Annotated in this window: 11 protein-coding genes and 1 tRNA gene; all 12 read left to right on the top strand. The window is 47.1% G+C overall.

Annotated features, from left to right (window positions below; translation table 11 throughout):
* Positions 1-128: 128 nt before the first annotated feature.
* The 12 genes from RDN93_RS05170 (at position 129) to RDN93_RS05115 (ending at position 17,072) form a co-directional block, all read left to right on the top strand.
* Complete coding sequence (locus tag RDN93_RS05170) at positions 129-2,774, top strand: DNA gyrase/topoisomerase IV subunit A (protein WP_308744506.1); 2,646 nt, start codon at positions 129-131, stop codon at positions 2,772-2,774.
* Positions 2,774-3,637: a DUF3316 domain-containing protein gene (locus RDN93_RS05165; protein ID WP_308744505.1), complete on the top strand. Its 864-nt coding sequence runs from the start codon at positions 2,774-2,776 to the stop codon at positions 3,635-3,637. Before RDN93_RS05170 ends, RDN93_RS05165 begins: the two co-directional genes overlap by 1 nt.
* A 49-nt stretch (positions 3,638-3,686) precedes the next feature.
* Positions 3,687-4,709, top strand: a complete 1,023-nt coding sequence (locus RDN93_RS05160) for a S41 family peptidase (RefSeq protein ID WP_308744504.1) — start codon at positions 3,687-3,689, stop codon at positions 4,707-4,709.
* A gap of 73 nt (positions 4,710-4,782) precedes the next feature.
* Positions 4,783-4,864, top strand: a tRNA-Leu gene (locus RDN93_RS05155).
* 59 nt (positions 4,865-4,923) lie between these two features.
* Positions 4,924-5,814, top strand: coding sequence for a PfkB family carbohydrate kinase (locus tag RDN93_RS05150; protein WP_308744503.1), 891 nt, complete (start codon positions 4,924-4,926; stop codon positions 5,812-5,814).
* A 179-nt stretch (positions 5,815-5,993) separates the two neighbouring features.
* Positions 5,994-9,059 (top strand): TonB-dependent receptor, encoded by a 3,066-nt coding sequence (locus RDN93_RS05145; RefSeq protein ID WP_308744502.1) that lies wholly within the window; start codon positions 5,994-5,996, stop codon positions 9,057-9,059.
* A 12-nt stretch (positions 9,060-9,071) separates the two neighbouring features.
* The gene (locus RDN93_RS05140; protein ID WP_308744501.1) at positions 9,072-10,601 is read left to right on the top strand and encodes a RagB/SusD family nutrient uptake outer membrane protein; all 1,530 of its coding nucleotides are present in this window, start codon (positions 9,072-9,074) and stop codon (positions 10,599-10,601) included.
* Between the two features lie 32 nt (positions 10,602-10,633).
* Complete coding sequence (gene bglX / locus RDN93_RS05135; RefSeq protein ID WP_308744500.1) at positions 10,634-12,943, top strand: beta-glucosidase BglX; 2,310 nt, start codon at positions 10,634-10,636, stop codon at positions 12,941-12,943.
* A gap of 51 nt (positions 12,944-12,994) precedes the next feature.
* The gene (locus tag RDN93_RS05130; protein WP_308744499.1) at positions 12,995-14,398 is read left to right on the top strand and encodes a glucoamylase family protein; all 1,404 of its coding nucleotides are present in this window, start codon (positions 12,995-12,997) and stop codon (positions 14,396-14,398) included.
* An 83-nt stretch (positions 14,399-14,481) separates the two neighbouring features.
* Positions 14,482-14,922: a hypothetical protein gene (locus tag RDN93_RS05125; protein WP_308744498.1), complete on the top strand. Its 441-nt coding sequence runs from the start codon at positions 14,482-14,484 to the stop codon at positions 14,920-14,922.
* A gap of 3 nt (positions 14,923-14,925) precedes the next feature.
* Positions 14,926-15,420: a helix-turn-helix transcriptional regulator gene (locus RDN93_RS05120; RefSeq protein WP_308744497.1), complete on the top strand. Its 495-nt coding sequence runs from the start codon at positions 14,926-14,928 to the stop codon at positions 15,418-15,420.
* A 5-nt stretch (positions 15,421-15,425) separates the two neighbouring features.
* Positions 15,426-17,072: a KGGVGR-motif variant AAA ATPase gene (locus tag RDN93_RS05115; RefSeq protein WP_308744496.1), complete on the top strand. Its 1,647-nt coding sequence runs from the start codon at positions 15,426-15,428 to the stop codon at positions 17,070-17,072.
* Positions 17,073-17,080 lie beyond the last annotated feature (8 nt).

Here is a 17,080-nt window from a genome sequence, read left to right as displayed (position 1 = left end):
GTCAGTATCATAAAAAACGTGAGTTCTTTTCGTCCTCATATGAATTTATTTCGTATTTTTGCGTGGACATCCCCTTTTTTGATGTTCAGGAAGATTATTTGTTGTAAAAGCAAAGTGAAGATTGATTTATGAGTGACGAAATTAACGAGATACCGGAAGAACATTCAGACTACAAACCGGCGGACGCGCGGGACGAAAACGTAAAACATCAACTGACAGGCATGTACCAGAACTGGTTTCTGGACTATGCTTCGTATGTGATTCTTGAGCGCGCTGTTCCCCACATTAATGACGGTTTTAAACCTGTTCAGCGACGTATCCTGCATTCTATGAAGCGTCTGGATGACGGACGATATAACAAAGTTGCCAACATTGTGGGACACACCATGCAGTTCCACCCGCATGGTGACGCTTCTATCGGAGATGCCTTGGTGCAGCTCGGGCAGAAGGATTTGTTAATCGACTGCCAGGGAAACTGGGGTAACATCCTCACCGGAGACGGTGCCGCCGCTCCCCGTTATATCGAAGCGCGCCTGTCCAAGTTTGCTTTGGATGTTGTTTTCAATCCCAAGACTACCGAGTGGAAACTGTCTTATGACGGACGAAACAAGGAACCGGTCACTCTTCCCGTGAAATTCCCGTTATTGCTGGCACAGGGAGTGGAAGGTATCGCCGTCGGACTTTCTTCCAAGATACTGCCACACAACTTCAACGAACTTTGTGATGCCTCTATCAGCTACCTGCGTGGCGAAGAGTTCCAGCTATATCCCGATTTCCAGACGGGTGGTTCCATTGATGTAGCCAAGTACAACGACGGAGAACGCGGCGGAGCTGTAAAAGTACGTGCGAAAATCAACAAGCTTGACAACAAGACACTTGCCATCACGGAGATTCCTTATGGCAAGACCACTTCATCCGTTATCGACTCCATCCTAAAAGCTGTCGAGAAGGGAAAAATCAAGATCCGTAAGGTAGACGACAACACGGCTGCCAACGTAGAGATATTAGTGCACCTGGCACCCGGAACGTCATCGGACAAAACAATCGACGCCCTCTATGCTTTCACCGATTGCGAAGTAAGTATCTCGCCCAACTGCTGCGTAATCGACGACAGCAAACCCCATTTCCTCACCGTCAGCAAGGTTCTGAAGAAATCTGCAGACAACACACTCGACCTGCTGAAACAGGAGCTGGAAATCAAGAAGGGCGAAATACTGGAAGCCTTACACTTCTCTTCTCTCGAAAAAATATTTATCGAAGAGCGCATTTATAAGGACAAGGAGTTCGAACAATCCAAAGACATGGATGCCGCCTGCACACATATCGACAACCGCCTGACTCCTTATTATCCGCAATTTGTCCGTGAAGTGACCAAAGAGGATATTCTCAAACTGATGGAAATCAAGATGGGACGTATCCTGAAATTCAACTCGGACAAAGCGGACGAACTCATAGCCAGAATGAAAGAAGACATCGCCGAAATTGACGACCATCTGGCACATATTGTAGACTATACCGTCAACTGGTATCAGATGTTGAAGAACAAATACGGCAAGAACTTCCCGCGCCGCACGGAACTGCGCAACTTCGACACCATCGAGGCCGCCAAAGTAGTGGAAGCGAACGAAAAGCTCTATATCAACCGCGAAGAAGGATTTATCGGAACTGCCTTGAAGAAAGACGAATTTGTGGCTTGCTGTTCGGATATTGACGATGTCATCATTTTCTTCCGTGACGGCAAATACCTTGTCACGCCTGTTGCCGACAAGAAGTTTGTGGGCAAGAACGTTCTTTACGTCAACGTATTCAAGAAGAACGACAAACGTACAATTTACAACGTGGCATACCGTGACGGAAAAGAGGGAACGACTTATGTCAAACGTTTCGCCGTAACTTCCGTAGTCCGCGACCGTGAGTATGACATCACACAGGGCACACCCGATTCACGTATCACTTATTTCAGCGCCAATCCGAACGGAGAAGCTGAAATCATCAAGGTTACGTTGAAACCTAATCCGCGTGTACGCCGCATCATCTTCGAACAAGATTTCAGCGAAGTGGGCATTAAAGGCCGACAAGCACGCGGTATCATCCTCACCCGTCTACCGATACACAAAATCGCCCTGAAACAGAAAGGCGGTTCTACGCTCGGAGGACGTAAAGTATGGTTTGACCGCGACATCCTCCGCCTCAACTATGATGCCCGAGGTGAATATCTGGGTGAATTCCAGAGTGAAGACACCATACTGGTTGTTCTGAACAACGGTGACTTCTACACCAGCAACTTCGACTTGAGCAATCACTACGAAGATAATGTAAGCATCGTTGAGAAGTTCGATCCCAACAAGGTATGGACCGCCGCACTTTATGATGCCGACCAGCAGAATTATCCGTACCTGAAACGTTTCTGTTTTGAAGGTTCCAGCCGCAAACAGAACTATCTGGGTGAAAACAAAAATAACCGCCTCATCTTGCTGACCGATGAATACTACCCCCGCCTGGAAGTTGTATTTGGCGGACACGACAGTTTCCGTGACTCGTTGGAAATTGATGCAGAAGAGTTTATTGCTGTCAAAGGATTCAAGGCTAAAGGAAAACGCCTCACTACCTACACGGTAGAGACGATTAACGAACTTGAACCTACCCGTTTCCCCGAGCCCGAACAGCAACCGCAGGAAGAACCGGAAGAAGAGCCGGAGAACTTGGATCCGGACAGCGACAAAAGCGAAGGGGATATCATTGATGAAATCACCGGGCAGATGAAATTATTCTGATGAAGAAAAAACTAATATACTGGGGGCTGGCAGGATGCATCCTGTTCGCCCTCTGCACAAAATTACAAGCTCAGACCGACAGTCTGCAGGCTCATCGCTATGTAACACGTGCTACCATGTACGGTGTCGGATTTACTAATGTGTTTGACACCTATCTTTCGCCACAGGAATATAAAGGAATCGACTTCCGTGTTTCCCGTGAGACGATTCGGATGACCAAACTGTTCGATGGAAATGTTTCCGTACAGAATTTCTTTCAGGCAGATATCGGTTATACGCACAACCGTGCCGACAACAATAATACATTCTCCGGTTTGGTCAACTGGAATTACGGTCTTCATTACCAGTTCCGGCTGACAGAGAATTTCAAATTACTGGCAGGTGGATTGATAGATGCCAACGGTGGCTTTGTCTACAATCTCCGGAACACCAACAACCCCGCTTCCGCTAGAGCTTACGTAAATCTGGACGCTTCGGGAATGGCAATCTGGCATCTGAAAATCAAGCGTTATCCGATGGTGTTACGTTATCAGGTCAACTTGCCTGTAATGGGAGTGCTTTTCTCACCGCACTACGGACAATCCTATTATGAGATATTCTCCTTGGGCAACTCTAATGGAGTGATTAAATTCACTTCCCTACACAACCAGCCTTCACTCCGGCAGATGCTTTCCGTTGACCTTCCGATAGGATATACAAAAATGCGCTTCAGTTATCTGGCCGATTTGCAGCAATACAAAGTAAATAATATCAAAACACATACCTACTCCCATGTATTCATGGTAGGATTTGTGAAAGACCTATACCGTATCCGAAATAAAAAAGGAACAGGTTCTTTGCCATCATCGGTAAGAGCTTACTAAGAGAACTAAAATTTAATGTTGAAATTTCAAAGCGTGAGAAATAACAAGAATGAAAAATAAGATTATACAACTACTTTTGCTAATCTGCTGCTTACCAGTACTGACCGGTTGCATTAGGGAGGATGAGTACGCCAATGATCCCATAGGCAACTTCGAGCAACTATGGAAGATCATTGACGAACAGTATTGTTTTTTGGAAGCAAAAGGAATTGACTGGGATGCCGTTCACGAAGAATACAGGAAGCTAATCATACCGACCATGTCCAACGATGACCTGTTCGATATTCTAAGCCAGATGCTGTATATCCTGAAAGACGGGCATGTCAATCTTTCTTCTGCCAAACGCACTTCTTTCTACGATGACTGGTATCAGGGATACGACTGGAACTACCGGGAAGATATTCTCTATCAAACTTATCTGGGTAGTGCCAGCAGTGGTTATTACACGGCTTCCGGACTGAAATACAAGATTTTCGATAATAATATAGGATATATCCGTTATGAAAGTTTCAGCGCCGGAGTCGGAAACGGCAACTTGGACGAGGTTCTCCTTTATCTGGCACCTTGCAACGGATTAATCATTGATGTACGCGACAACGGTGGTGGAAACCTGACAAACTCTACCCGCATTGCCGCCCGGTTTACCAATAAAAAAACGCTGACCGGATACATCCAGCATAAAACCGGACCGGGACATAATGACTTCTCTAAGAAGGAACCGATTTATCTGGAACCATCCAGCAGTATCCGCTGGCAGAAGAAGGTCGTCATATTAACCAATCGCCGTTGCTACAGTGCGACAAACGATTTTGTCAATGCAATGCGTAGCATAGAAGACACAGAAATTATCCAGGTCGGTGACTGGACGGGAGGTGGTTCGGGACTTCCTTTCTCATCGGAATTGCCGAACGGATGGAGCATACGCTTCTCTGCCAGTCCACACTTCGACAAAAACGAACAACCGTTAGAAGAAGGTATCGCACCGGATATTGCCATCAATATGTCTGAAGCAGACCAACTTAAAAAGAAAGATACCCTGATTGAAAAGGCATTCGAGATATTAAGTGAATAACTTTATCACCGAATTATTTGTCAAATCAGAAAATCTTCCTATCTTTGCACCGCTAAACAAAAAAGCTACATATGCGGATGTGGCGTAATTGGTAGCCGCGCCAGACTTAGGATCTGGTGCCGTGAGGCGTGTAGGTTCGAGTCCTATCATCCGCACAGAAATAAAACTAGAAGCCTTCAAGATACTCTCTTGAAGGCTTTTTAATTGATTGGATATGAATAAACATCAACTTTGCTGTATCGGTCACATCACACTGGACAAAGTGGTTACTCCACAAAACACGGTCTATATGCCGGGCGGGACTGCCTTTTATTGTTCGCACGCCATCCGTTGTTTCAATGATATTGACTACGCATTGGTGACAGCAGTCGGTGCTACCGAAATGAACGTAGTAGAACAACTACGCGAAACAGGCATTAATGTTACCGCATTGCCCAGCAAGTATTCGGTATATTTTGAAAATATCTATGGAGATAATCCAGACGACCGTACCCAACGTGTATTGGCAAAAGCAGACCCTTTCACCGCTTCCCAACTCAAAGAGATAGACGCGGAGATTTATCATCTCGGTTCTTTACTGGCTGATGACTTCTCATTGGAAGTAATCAAAGAACTTTCTCAGAAAGGATTGATAGCGGTGGACTCGCAAGGTTATCTTCGCGAAGTACGTGACACGCACGTGTATCCGGTAGACTGGACAGATAAACGGGAAGCACTTCAATATATCCACTTCCTCAAAGTCAACGAACACGAGATGGAAGTACTGACAGGTCTTGCCGACCCACACGAAGCCGCCCGCCGATTATACGAATGGGGAGTAAAAGAAGTATTAGTCACACTCGGAAGCATGGGTTCGCTTATTTTTGACGGAACTGCCTTCTATCGTATCCCGGCTTACCAACCCGAAAAAGTAGTAGACGCGACAGGATGCGGAGACACTTATACCATCGGCTACCTGTACCAACGGGTATCAGGCGCAAGCATTGAAGACGCAGGACGCTTTGCGGCAGCCATGTCTACATTGAAAATTGAGAAATCCGGTCCTTTCAGCGGAAGCAAAGAAGACGTCATTCACTGCATGACGACTGCAAAAGAAATGTTTTAAACAACAAAACATAGAATAATTAAAACCAGACAAAAGACAGGGCCTGTTTGCCCTGTCTTTTGTGTTAAAATCGAGCATTCTTTCTTTTTCCAAAATCTTTTTGGAGTCTAGTTTGTTTCCTTTGTTACTTTCGCCGGCGCAGACGGCAGAAAAAAAGACTTCAACCTAAATAGTAACAAATGGAAAAATTTAATGCAATGAGGACTAGATTTTTACAACATCTTCAGACAAAAACCATCAAGCTAAAGGGCGTCATTGCGCTCGCTTGCCTGCTACTGGCTTCCGCATCTGCCTTTGCACAGACAAAGACAGTGACAGGAACAGTGACAGATGCCGCCAATGAGCCGTTAATCGGCGCATCGGTACTCGTACAAGGAACTTCCACCGGAACTATCACAAATATGGACGGTAAGTACTCAATCTCTGTCACTCCGGACGACATACTGGTATTCTCATACGTAGGTATGACCACGCAGAGCATCAAGGTAGGGACACAGAACGTTATCAACGTCACCTTGAAAGAAGACTCGCAAGTACTGGCCGAAACAGTCGTTATCGGATATGGTAGCGCTAAGAAAAGAGACTTGACAGGTTCCATCACCAACATCAAAGGAGAAGAACTGGCCAACAAACCGGCGATGAACCCGCTTTCTTCCCTGCAAGGTAAGGTGGCAGGTGTACAAATCGTAAACTCAGGACGTGCCGGTGCCGACCCGGAAATCCGTATCCGCGGGACAAACTCCATCAACGGATACAAACCCCTCTACATCGTTGACGGACTGTTCAACGATAACATCAACTTCCTCAACCCTGAGGACATCGAATCTATGGAGATTCTGAAAGACCCGTCATCCCTCGCCATCTTCGGTGTACGTGGTGCGAACGGTGTTATCATCATCACCACTAAGAAAGCGAAAGAAGGGCAGACATTGGTCAATATAAACACGTCCTTCGGTTTCAAGAAAGTAGTGGATAAAGTAAAAATGGTGAACGGTTCACAATTCAAGGAACTGTATAGCGAGCAGCTTGCCAACCAAGGAGATGATCCGTTCGATTATACCGGATGGGACGCAAATACCAACTGGCAGGACGAGATTTTCCAAAACGCTTTTATCACCAACAACAATATCAGTATCACCGGTGCTTCACCCAAACACAGTTTCTACCTGGGTGTAGGTTACTCCTACGAACAAGGCAACATCGAGCATGAGAAATTCAGCAAGGTAACCATCAATGCCAGCAATGATTATAAAATCACGGACTTCCTGAAAGTCGGCTTCCAGTTCAACGGAGCACGTATGCTTCCCGCTGATTCCAAACAGGTCTTGAATGCGCTCCGTGCCACTCCTATCGCTCCGGTTTACAACAATGAATATAGATTGTACACTGCCCTGCCCGAGTTCCAGAAGGCACAAATCAACAACCCGATGGTAGACGTCGAATTGAAGGCGAACACTACCAAAGCCGAGAATTACCGTGCTTCGGGAAATATCTACGGCGAAGTGGACTTCCTGAAACATTTCAATTTCAGAGCTACCTTCTCCATGGACTACGCATCCAACAACGGACGTACCTACACTCCTATTGTCAAAGTGTACGACCCTACTGTCAATGGTGACATCGCCACTTTGGGAACAGGAAAAACGGAAGTCAGCCAATTCAAGGAAAATGAGACGAAAGTACAAAGCGACTATGTGCTGACATATACCAACAGTTTTGACAACGGCAACCATAACCTGACGGCTACCGCAGGCTTCACTACCTATTACAACTCACTGAGCCGACTGGACGGAGCACGCAAACAGGGAGTCGGACTGATGATTCCGGACAACCCCGACAAGTGGTTTGTCAGCATCGGAGATGCCGCCACTGCCACCAACGGAAGTACACAATGGGAACGTAGCACTTTATCCATGCTCGCACGTGTCATTTACAATTACAAAGGCAAATACCTGTTCAACGGGTCGTTCCGCCGGGACGGTTCTTCAGCGTTCTCCTACACGGGCAACGAATGGCAGAACTTCTTCTCACTGGGCGGCGGCTGGCTGATGAGCGAAGAAGAATTCATGAAAGATATCAAGTGGCTGGATATGCTGAAGATTAAAGCATCTTACGGTACGCTGGGAAACCAGAACCTGGACAAGGCCTACCCTGCCGAACCGCTGTTGAGCAACGCTTACTCTGCCGTATTCGGCAAGCCTTCCATCATCTACCCGGGATACCAACTGGCATATCTGCCCAACCCGAATCTCCGCTGGGAAAAGGTAGAAGCCTGGGAAGCCGGATTTGAGACGAACCTGCTCCGCAACCGTCTGCATTTCGAGGGTGTTTATTACAAGAAGAACACCAAAGACCTGCTGGCAGAAGTTCCCGGCATCTCCGGAACAGTTCCGGGCATCGGCAACCTTGGACAGATTCAGAATAAAGGTGTGGAAATGGCAGTAACCTGGCGTGACCAGATAGGCGAATGGGGATATACCGTCAGTGCCAACCTGACCACTATCAAGAACGAAGTGAAGAGCCTCGTGCAGGAAGGATATTCCATCATTGCCGGAGACAAGCAGCAGAGTTATACGATGGCAGGTTATCCTATCGGTTATTTCTACGGATACAAAGTGGCGGGAGTTTACCAGTCACAGGCCGACATCAACTCATCCCCTGAGAATACGCTTGCCACAGTCACCCCCGGCGATTTGAAATTTGCAGATGTCAACGGTGACGGCAAGATTACCCCGGAAGACCGTACGATGATAGGTAATCCTACCCCGAAAGTAACTTATGGTTTCTCTCTCGGAGTGAACTACCGCAACTGGTCGCTGGACATCGACATGATGGGACAAGGCGGAAACCAGATTTTCCGCACATGGGACAACTACAACTTTGCCCAGTTCAACTACATGGAACAACGTCTGGGACGCTGGCACGGTGAAGGAACCTCCAACAGCCAGCCATTGCTGAACTCCAAACATTCCATCAATATGCTGAATTCGGATTATTACATTGAAAGCGGTCGTTTCTTCCGCATCCGTAATGTACAACTGGCTTATGCATTTGACAAAAGCCTGCTCGCAAAAATCCGCCTGCAAGCTCTCAAAGTATATGTCAACATACAGAACCTGAAAACGTGGAAGCATAATACCGGATATACCCCCGAACTGGGCGGCACCGCCACCGCATTCGGAGTAGACAACGGCAGTTACCCTGTACCGGCAGTTTATACATTCGGAATCAACTTAACATTCTAAAACTATAATCATATGAAACTGGATAAATATATATTTTCAGCCCTTATTGCCGCTACCACACTGTTTCTGGGCAGTTGCAGCGACTTTCTCGACCGCAGTCCGCAAGGACAGTTCACCGAAGACGACAATCCCAACGCACTCGTCAACGGTAAGATTTACAATGTTTACACAATGATGCGTAATTATAACATTACTGCCGGGCCTCCCGCATTCGCCATCCACTGCTTCCGTTCCGAAGATTCGGAGAAAGGAAGTATAGCCAGCGACGGTTCCGACGTAGCGGAAATGTACGATGATTTCATATATACTGCGAACAATGGCCTGCTGGGCGCCTACTGGGGACAGAATTATGCCATCATCTACCAGTGCAATGACATTCTCAAATCCATTGCAGATAAAGAGACTGCCGGACAAACGGAAGCTGAAGATATTATCAACAAAGGCGAGGCCTCTTTCTTCCGTGCTTACTGCTACTTCAATCTGGTAAGGGCTTTCGGCGAGGTGCCTCTCGTGACGTACAAAATCAACGACGCTTCGGAAGCCAATATTCCGAAAACAACCGCCGATAAAATCTACGAGCAGATTGACAACGACCTGAAAACCGCTGAGGAATCACTGCCGGAAACGTGGAGCACCGAATACCTCGGACGCCTGACCTGGGGAGCCGCACGTTCCCTGCACGCCCGTACCTATATGATGCGCAACGACTGGAACAATATGTACACAGCCTCTACCGATGTCATTAAAAAAGGGCTTTACAATCTGAGAACCCCGTACAATGAGATATTTACGGACGAAGGTGAAAACAACGGCGGCTCCATCTTCGAACTGCAATGTACCGCCACCACCGCCCTTCCTCAAAGTGATATTATCGGCAGCCAATTCTGCGAAGTACAAGGTGTGCGCGGAGCAGGCCAATGGGACTTGGGATGGGGATGGCACATGGCAACAGAATATATGGCGGAAGCCTACGAACAGGGCGACCCGCGTAAAAACGCCACCCTGCTCTACTTCCGTCATTCGGACGACGACCCGATTACTCCCGAGAATACCAACGAGCCTTACGGCGAATCCCCGGTTTCTCCGGCAACGGGCGCTTACTTCAACAAGAAAGCTTATACCGACCCGGCTTTGCGTAAAGAATATACCAACAAAGGTTTCTGGGTAAATATCCGTCTGATCCGTTATGCAGACGTATTGTTGATGGGAGCCGAATCCGCCAATGAAAAAGGTATCCCCGGCGAGGCCATCGACTATCTCGAACAGGTACGCGCACGTGCCAGGGGCACGAATACCAACATATTGCCAAAAGTAACGACTACCGACCAGGGAGAACTGCGTGAAGCCATCCGTCACGAACGCCGCGTGGAACTGGGCATGGAATTTGACCGTTTCTACGACCTGGTTCGTTGGGGCATCGCCAAAGAAGTGTTGCATGCAGCCGGAAAAGTCAACTATCAGGACAAGAATGCCTTGCTTCCATTACCTCAGACTGAGATAGACAAGTCCAAAGGAGTGCTGGTACAAAACCCGGATTATTAACATAACATGAAACAATAATATAATAGAACGATATGATAAGTAAAAAAACAATATTGTCACTTCTTCTTCTCGCTACCGGATTCCTGACTGCCACGGCACAAAAGTCACCGCAGGATATGAACCGTTTCATCGACGTATTGATGAAGAAGATGACGCTGGAAGAAAAGATAGGTCAATTAAACCTTCCCGTCACCGGAGAAATCACCACCGGACAAGCCAAGAGCAGCGATATTGCCGCTAAAATCAAAAAGGGCGAAGTAGGCGGACTGTTCAACCTGAAAGGAGTGGAAAAAATACGCGAAGTACAGAAACAGGCAGTGGAACAATCCCGTCTGGGCATTCCGCTATTGTTTGGCATGGACGTTATCCACGGATATGAGACAATGTTCCCTATCCCGCTCGGTTTGTCTTGTACCTGGGATATGGCAGCCATCGAAGAGTCTGCCCGCATTGCAGCCGTAGAAGCCAGCGCCGACGGAATTTCCTGGACATTCAGCCCGATGGTGGACATCTCGCGCGACCCTCGCTGGGGACGTGTATCCGAAGGGAACGGCGAGGACCCGTTCCTCGGCGCCATGATTGCCGAAGCAATGGTACGCGGCTATCAGGGAAAGAATATGCAACGCAATGACGAAATCATGGCGTGCGTGAAACACTTTGCCCTGTACGGTGCAGGTGAAGCAGGACGTGACTATAACACCGTGGATATGAGCCGCCAACGGATGTTCAATGACTATATGCTGCCTTATGAAGCAGCCGTCGAAGCCGGTGTAGGCAGCGTGATGGCATCGTTCAACGAGGTGGACGGAATACCTGCCACCGCCAACAAATGGCTGATGACGGACATCCTTCGCGGACAATGGGGATTCAACGGCTTCGTTGTAACCGACTATACCGGAATTTCCGAAATGATAGACCACGGTATCGGCGACCTTCAGACCGTATCCGCCCGTGCCATCAATGCCGGAGTGGATATGGACATGGTCAGCGAAGGTTTCGTAGGAACATTGAAGAAATCCGTCGAGGAAGGCAAAGTATCTATGGAAACATTGAATACCGCCTGCCGCCTCATCCTGGAAGCCAAATACAAACTCGGTCTGTTTGACAATCCTTATAAATATTGCGACCCAAAACGTCCGGCACGCGACATCTTTACGAAAACGCACCGTGACGCAGCCCGCAGAATTGCTGCCGAAAGTTTCGTCCTCTTAAAGAACGACAGCCCCGACGGAAACCCGAACGGGAATCCGTTATTGCCATTCAACCCCAAAGGGAATATCGCCGTTATCGGCCCGCTGGCCGACAGCCGCAGCAATATGCCGGGTACATGGAGCGTAGCTGCCGTGCTCGACCGTTGTCCTTCATTGGTAGAAGGACTGAAAGAGATGACCGCCGGAAAAGCGAATATCATGTATGCCAAAGGAAGCAACCTGATTAGCGATGCCGCCTATGAAGAACGTGCAACGATGTTCGGCCGTTCACTGAACCGTGACAACCGCACAGACCAGCAGTTGCTGGACGAAGCCTTGAACGTAGCCCGTCGGTCGGATATTATCATCGCAGCCCTCGGCGAATCTTCGGAAATGAGCGGTGAAAGCAGCAGCCGTACGGATTTGAATATCCCCGACGTGCAACAGAACCTGCTGAAAGAATTATTAAAGACAGGCAAACCGGTAGTACTTGTACTATTCACCGGCCGTCCGCTCACGCTGAACTGGGAACAGGAGCACGTACCTGCCATCCTGAATGTATGGTTCGGTGGTAGTGAAGCTGCTTATGCTATCGGCGATGCCCTCTTCGGCTACGTCAACCCGGGCGGCAAGCTGACCATGACTTTCCCGAAGAACATCGGTCAGATACCTCTTTACTATGCGCACAAGAATACCGGACGCCCGTTGGGACAGGGCAAATGGTTCGAGAAGTTCCGCAGTAACTACCTGGATGTGGACAATGACCCGCTTTATCCGTTCGGATACGGACTTTCTTACACCACTTTCTCTTACAGTGATATTGACCTGAGCCATTCCAGCATGGATATGAACGGTTCACTGACCGCAGCAGTGGAAGTTACCAATACCGGCACATGGCCCGGCTCGGAAGTCGTGCAACTCTATATCCGTGACGTAGTAGGCGGCAGCACCCGTCCCGTGAAAGAGCTGAAAGGTTTTCAGAAGATATTCCTGCAACCGGGAGAAATGAAAATTGTCCGCTTCAAGATTGCACCGGAGATGTTGAGGTATTACAACTATGACCTGCAACTGGTAGCTGAACCGGGCGACTTTGAAGTGATGATTGGCACGAATAGCCGGGATGTGAAAACCGCTAAATTCACGTTAAACTAAACTTGTAGGCACGGTAATCCGTGCCTAATTTAATAAACTATTACCCTGATTATGAACGATAAATATAAAAGACTCGCAGCAATGAGCGCACTCCCTCTCATGCTGCTGTTCCTGTCCACCGTTGCCCTGACTTTCCAAAACTGTAAAGGGAAAAGCAAAAGCGACAACCTTTCCGCCGTCACCGATTCACTGTCGGACGATGCCTTGATGGATACCGTCCAACGACGTACCTTCCTCTATTTCTGGGAAGGCGCGGAACCGAACAGCGGTCTTGCTCCCGAACGCTATCATGTAGATGGTGTATACCCGCAGGACGATGCCAACGTAGTCACTTCCGGTGGCAGCGGCTTCGGCATCATGGCTATCCTTGCCGGAATAGACCGCGGCTACGTCACCCGTGAAGAAGGACTGGCACGCATGGAACGCATCGTCTCCTTCCTCGAAAAAGCCGACCGCTTTCACGGAGCTTATCCGCACTGGTGGTATGGCGATACCGGAAAAGTGAAACCTTTCGGACAGAAAGACAACGGCGGTGACCTCGTAGAAACCGCCTTCCTTATCCAAGGACTTCTTGCCGTACACCAATATTACGCAGACGGCAACGAGAAAGAAAAAGCACTCGCCCAACGCATCGACCAAATCTGGCGTGACGTCGACTGGAACTGGTACCGGAAAGGCGGGCAAAACGTCCTCTACTGGCATTGGAGCCCCACTTACGGCTGGGAAATGAATTTCCCCGTACACGGTTACAACGAATGCATGATTATGTATATCCTTGCCGCCGCTTCGCCAACGCACGGAGTACCTGCCGCCGTCTATCATGACGGATGGGCACAGAACGGCGCCATCGTCTCTCCACATAAAGTAGAAGGAATCGAACTTCATCTCCGCTACCAGGGAACAGAAGCCGGCCCGCTTTTCTGGGCACAATATTCGTTCCTCGGACTCGACCCCGTCGGGCTGAAAGACGAATACTGCCCCAGCTACTTCCACGAAATGCGTAACCTGACATTAGTCAACCGTGCCTATTGCATCCGCAACCCCAAACATTATAAAGGTTTCGGCCCCGATTGCTGGGGACTGACCGCCAGTTACTCCGTAGACGGATATGCCGCCCACTCACCCAACGAGCAGGACGACAAGGGAGTCATCTCTCCTACCGCCGCCCTCTCATCCATCGTCTATACACCGGAATATTCCATGCAGGTGATGCGCCACCTCTATAATATGGGCGACAAAGTATTCGGTCCCTTCGGATTCTACGACGCTTTCAGCGAGACGGACAACTGGTATCCGCAACGCTACCTCGCCATCGACCAGGGCCCTATCGCCGTCATGATTGAGAACTACCGCACAGGCTTGTTATGGAACCTCTTCATGAGCCATCCCGATGTACAGGCGGGACTGACGAAGCTGGGTTTTAATACCAACAAACAGGATGTGAGACAGAAATAGATGTGAGACAGAAATAAAACTATCCATCCTTCAATATCCAGGTATTTTTTTCTATATTTGCACAACAGAAATGATGTGTGATTATGGAATTTAATAAAGAAGGATATTTGCCTGAAGGAATTCACACGCTCAGTTGGGAAGAATTTGAAATAACCTTCGGATTCAGCCCCAAACGTAAAGAACTGCTGGAAGGCTTACTTCAAGTTATAAATATACTAAAGATTTGCGGTTGCGAAGCTATCTATATCGACGGTAGCTTCGTCACCGACAAACTGGAACCCGACGACTGGGATGCCTGCTTCAAAGGAAGTGCACAATCTCTTAAGACACTGAAAAGACAAGAGCCTTGCCTGCTCCTCACTGACGATTATAAACTGCGGGAAACGCAAAAACAAAAATTCAAAGGAGAGCTATTCTTCTATAGCCTTTATGCAGGCTTGAATATCTCCTATCTGGATTTCTTTCAAGGAATAAAAGGAGCAAAGAGGAAGAAAAAGGGAATAATAAAAATAAATCTGAACTAAGATATGATTAAGAACGAAAGCCAACTGACACGCGCCAAACAGGAAATGGAAGAGTTGCTGGATGCCTTGTATCAGATAAAAGGAGAAGAACTGACCGACCGTATGCAAAAAGCAGCATACTGCTGCCGTTTGAAAGACTTGAGTTCGGAAATCGAAGAATTCGAGAAACTAAGAAACCGGCAATACCTGTCTTTCACAAACGAAAACCTTCCTAAATCTATCATAGCCTTGCGTATAGCTTCCGGATACACCCAAAAGGAACTGGCAGACAAAATAGGAGTGCCGGAACAACAAATCCAACGCTATGAACAACAAGAATATGGTAAAGTTAAATTTGAACGAGTCGTACAAATCATACGGGCACTCGCTAAAAAATGCGAATTGAACTTTCAACTTAGTGCCTCCGGCCAAATTCCTGCTCCATTCCAACAGACGGAAGAATCAGCCAGAGCCACTCGCATCGCCAAAGAAAGAGCTTCACTCATGCTAATCATATAAGAGTTATGAAAACATTTACTTTTTATTCATACAAAGGAGGAGTCGGACGCACATTGGCGTTAGTCAACATAGCCAATCGCTTGGCTGAATTTGGAAAGAAAGTGTGTATCCTCGACTTTGACTTGGAAGCTCCGGGGTTGCAAAGCAAATATGCCAAAGAACTTCAACAGCCTATCGACAAAGGATTGGTGGATTATATTTATTCATATGCCGTGGAAAATGTACAGCCCCGTCATATATCAGATTATATGGTTGACATTCGTTTAACCAACGCAATAAATACCATCCATTTATGTGCGGCAGGCAATGTTGACTCAAGTGATTACTGGAAAAAACTCGCACGCATCAATTGGTGGAACTTATTCTACGCAGAAAACAGTTACGGCATTGATTTCTTTCTGAACCTGAAGAAACAGATAGAAGAGGAACTGGCTCCCGACTTCTTACTGATAGATTCCAGAACAGGAATCACGGAAATGTCCGCTATCACGATGTCCTTGCTTGCCGACGACGTTGTCTTTCTAGCTGCCAATAACGAAGAAAACATCAAAGGCTGCTGTAAAGTCCTGAACTCGCTCTCGGCACCGGAAAACAACCTGCTGGGAATCAAGAGGACCTATCATTTTGTCCTGACCCGTATCCCTCTACCGGACAGTCCCGATGAAAAAGTAAAACATAATATCATTGTAGAGCAAAAGACAAATATCATCAAAGAATGTCTAGCACAGAATGGCATCACCCTCGAAAGCGCGAATGTAATCCATTCGGACCGCTGCCTGGAAGAGAACGAGCTTTGCAACACTTCTTATATATACGAAGTCTCCAAAACTTCTTCCGTCAAAGAATATATGGCCTTGTATGATTCTTTGGTAAAGAATTATTTCTCAAAAGAAGACCTTGTCACTTTTGACGGATACAAGCAGCTTCAGTTAGAAGTAGACAAAGCATTACGCTACTATAAAGAAAACGATACCCGTTTCATAGAACAAGCAGAATTGCTGATTGAGAAATATCCCAATTTTTCTTATGGATATTCATTCCTAAGCAACTATTATTATGCTCGTTTCGAACTTCAGAAAGCATTGGAATTTGCAAGTAAAGCGACTAAGACCCTTGGTCCTGAACTGTTCTCTATCCAACTAAAAGAGGTTTACTTGAACTTTCTGTTAGGAAATTATCGGAAAAGTGAAACCCTCCTGAATAAGATTTATGACGAAGGTTATGAGCTTGCACAATTTCTCAAGATACAGATAGAGCACGTCCTCTATCACAATGAAGAAAAAGACATGGAAGCGATTGCCCAATTAATAAAAGCCCATCCAGATAATGCAATATATTATAACGAAGAGGCAGCAATGTACAATTTCTATAAGAAATACGACAAAGCTCTGGAATCGGTCAACAAAGCCTTCGAAATCGACTCGGAACTGGATATAATATATATCACTCTTGCAGAAATCAAATATCGCATGAATGAGAAACTTGACTTCTACAGAAATATAGAACTTGGCCTGAAATACAACTACGACCTGCGTTGGGTGAAGTATGATGCAATGTTCTATATTTACAAAGAATGTCTCGAAGATGAAAGATTCCTAGCCATACTGGATAAATATGACATAAGACACGTCATATCCTTCTGGCTAAGTTGAGCAGTGGT

The organism is uncultured Bacteroides sp. (assembly GCF_902491285.1).
Classification (GTDB): Bacteria; Bacteroidota; Bacteroidia; order Bacteroidales; family Bacteroidaceae; genus Bacteroides.
The sequence above is the reverse complement of the archived record's forward strand: the minus strand, read 5'-3'. Positions and strand labels throughout refer to the sequence as shown.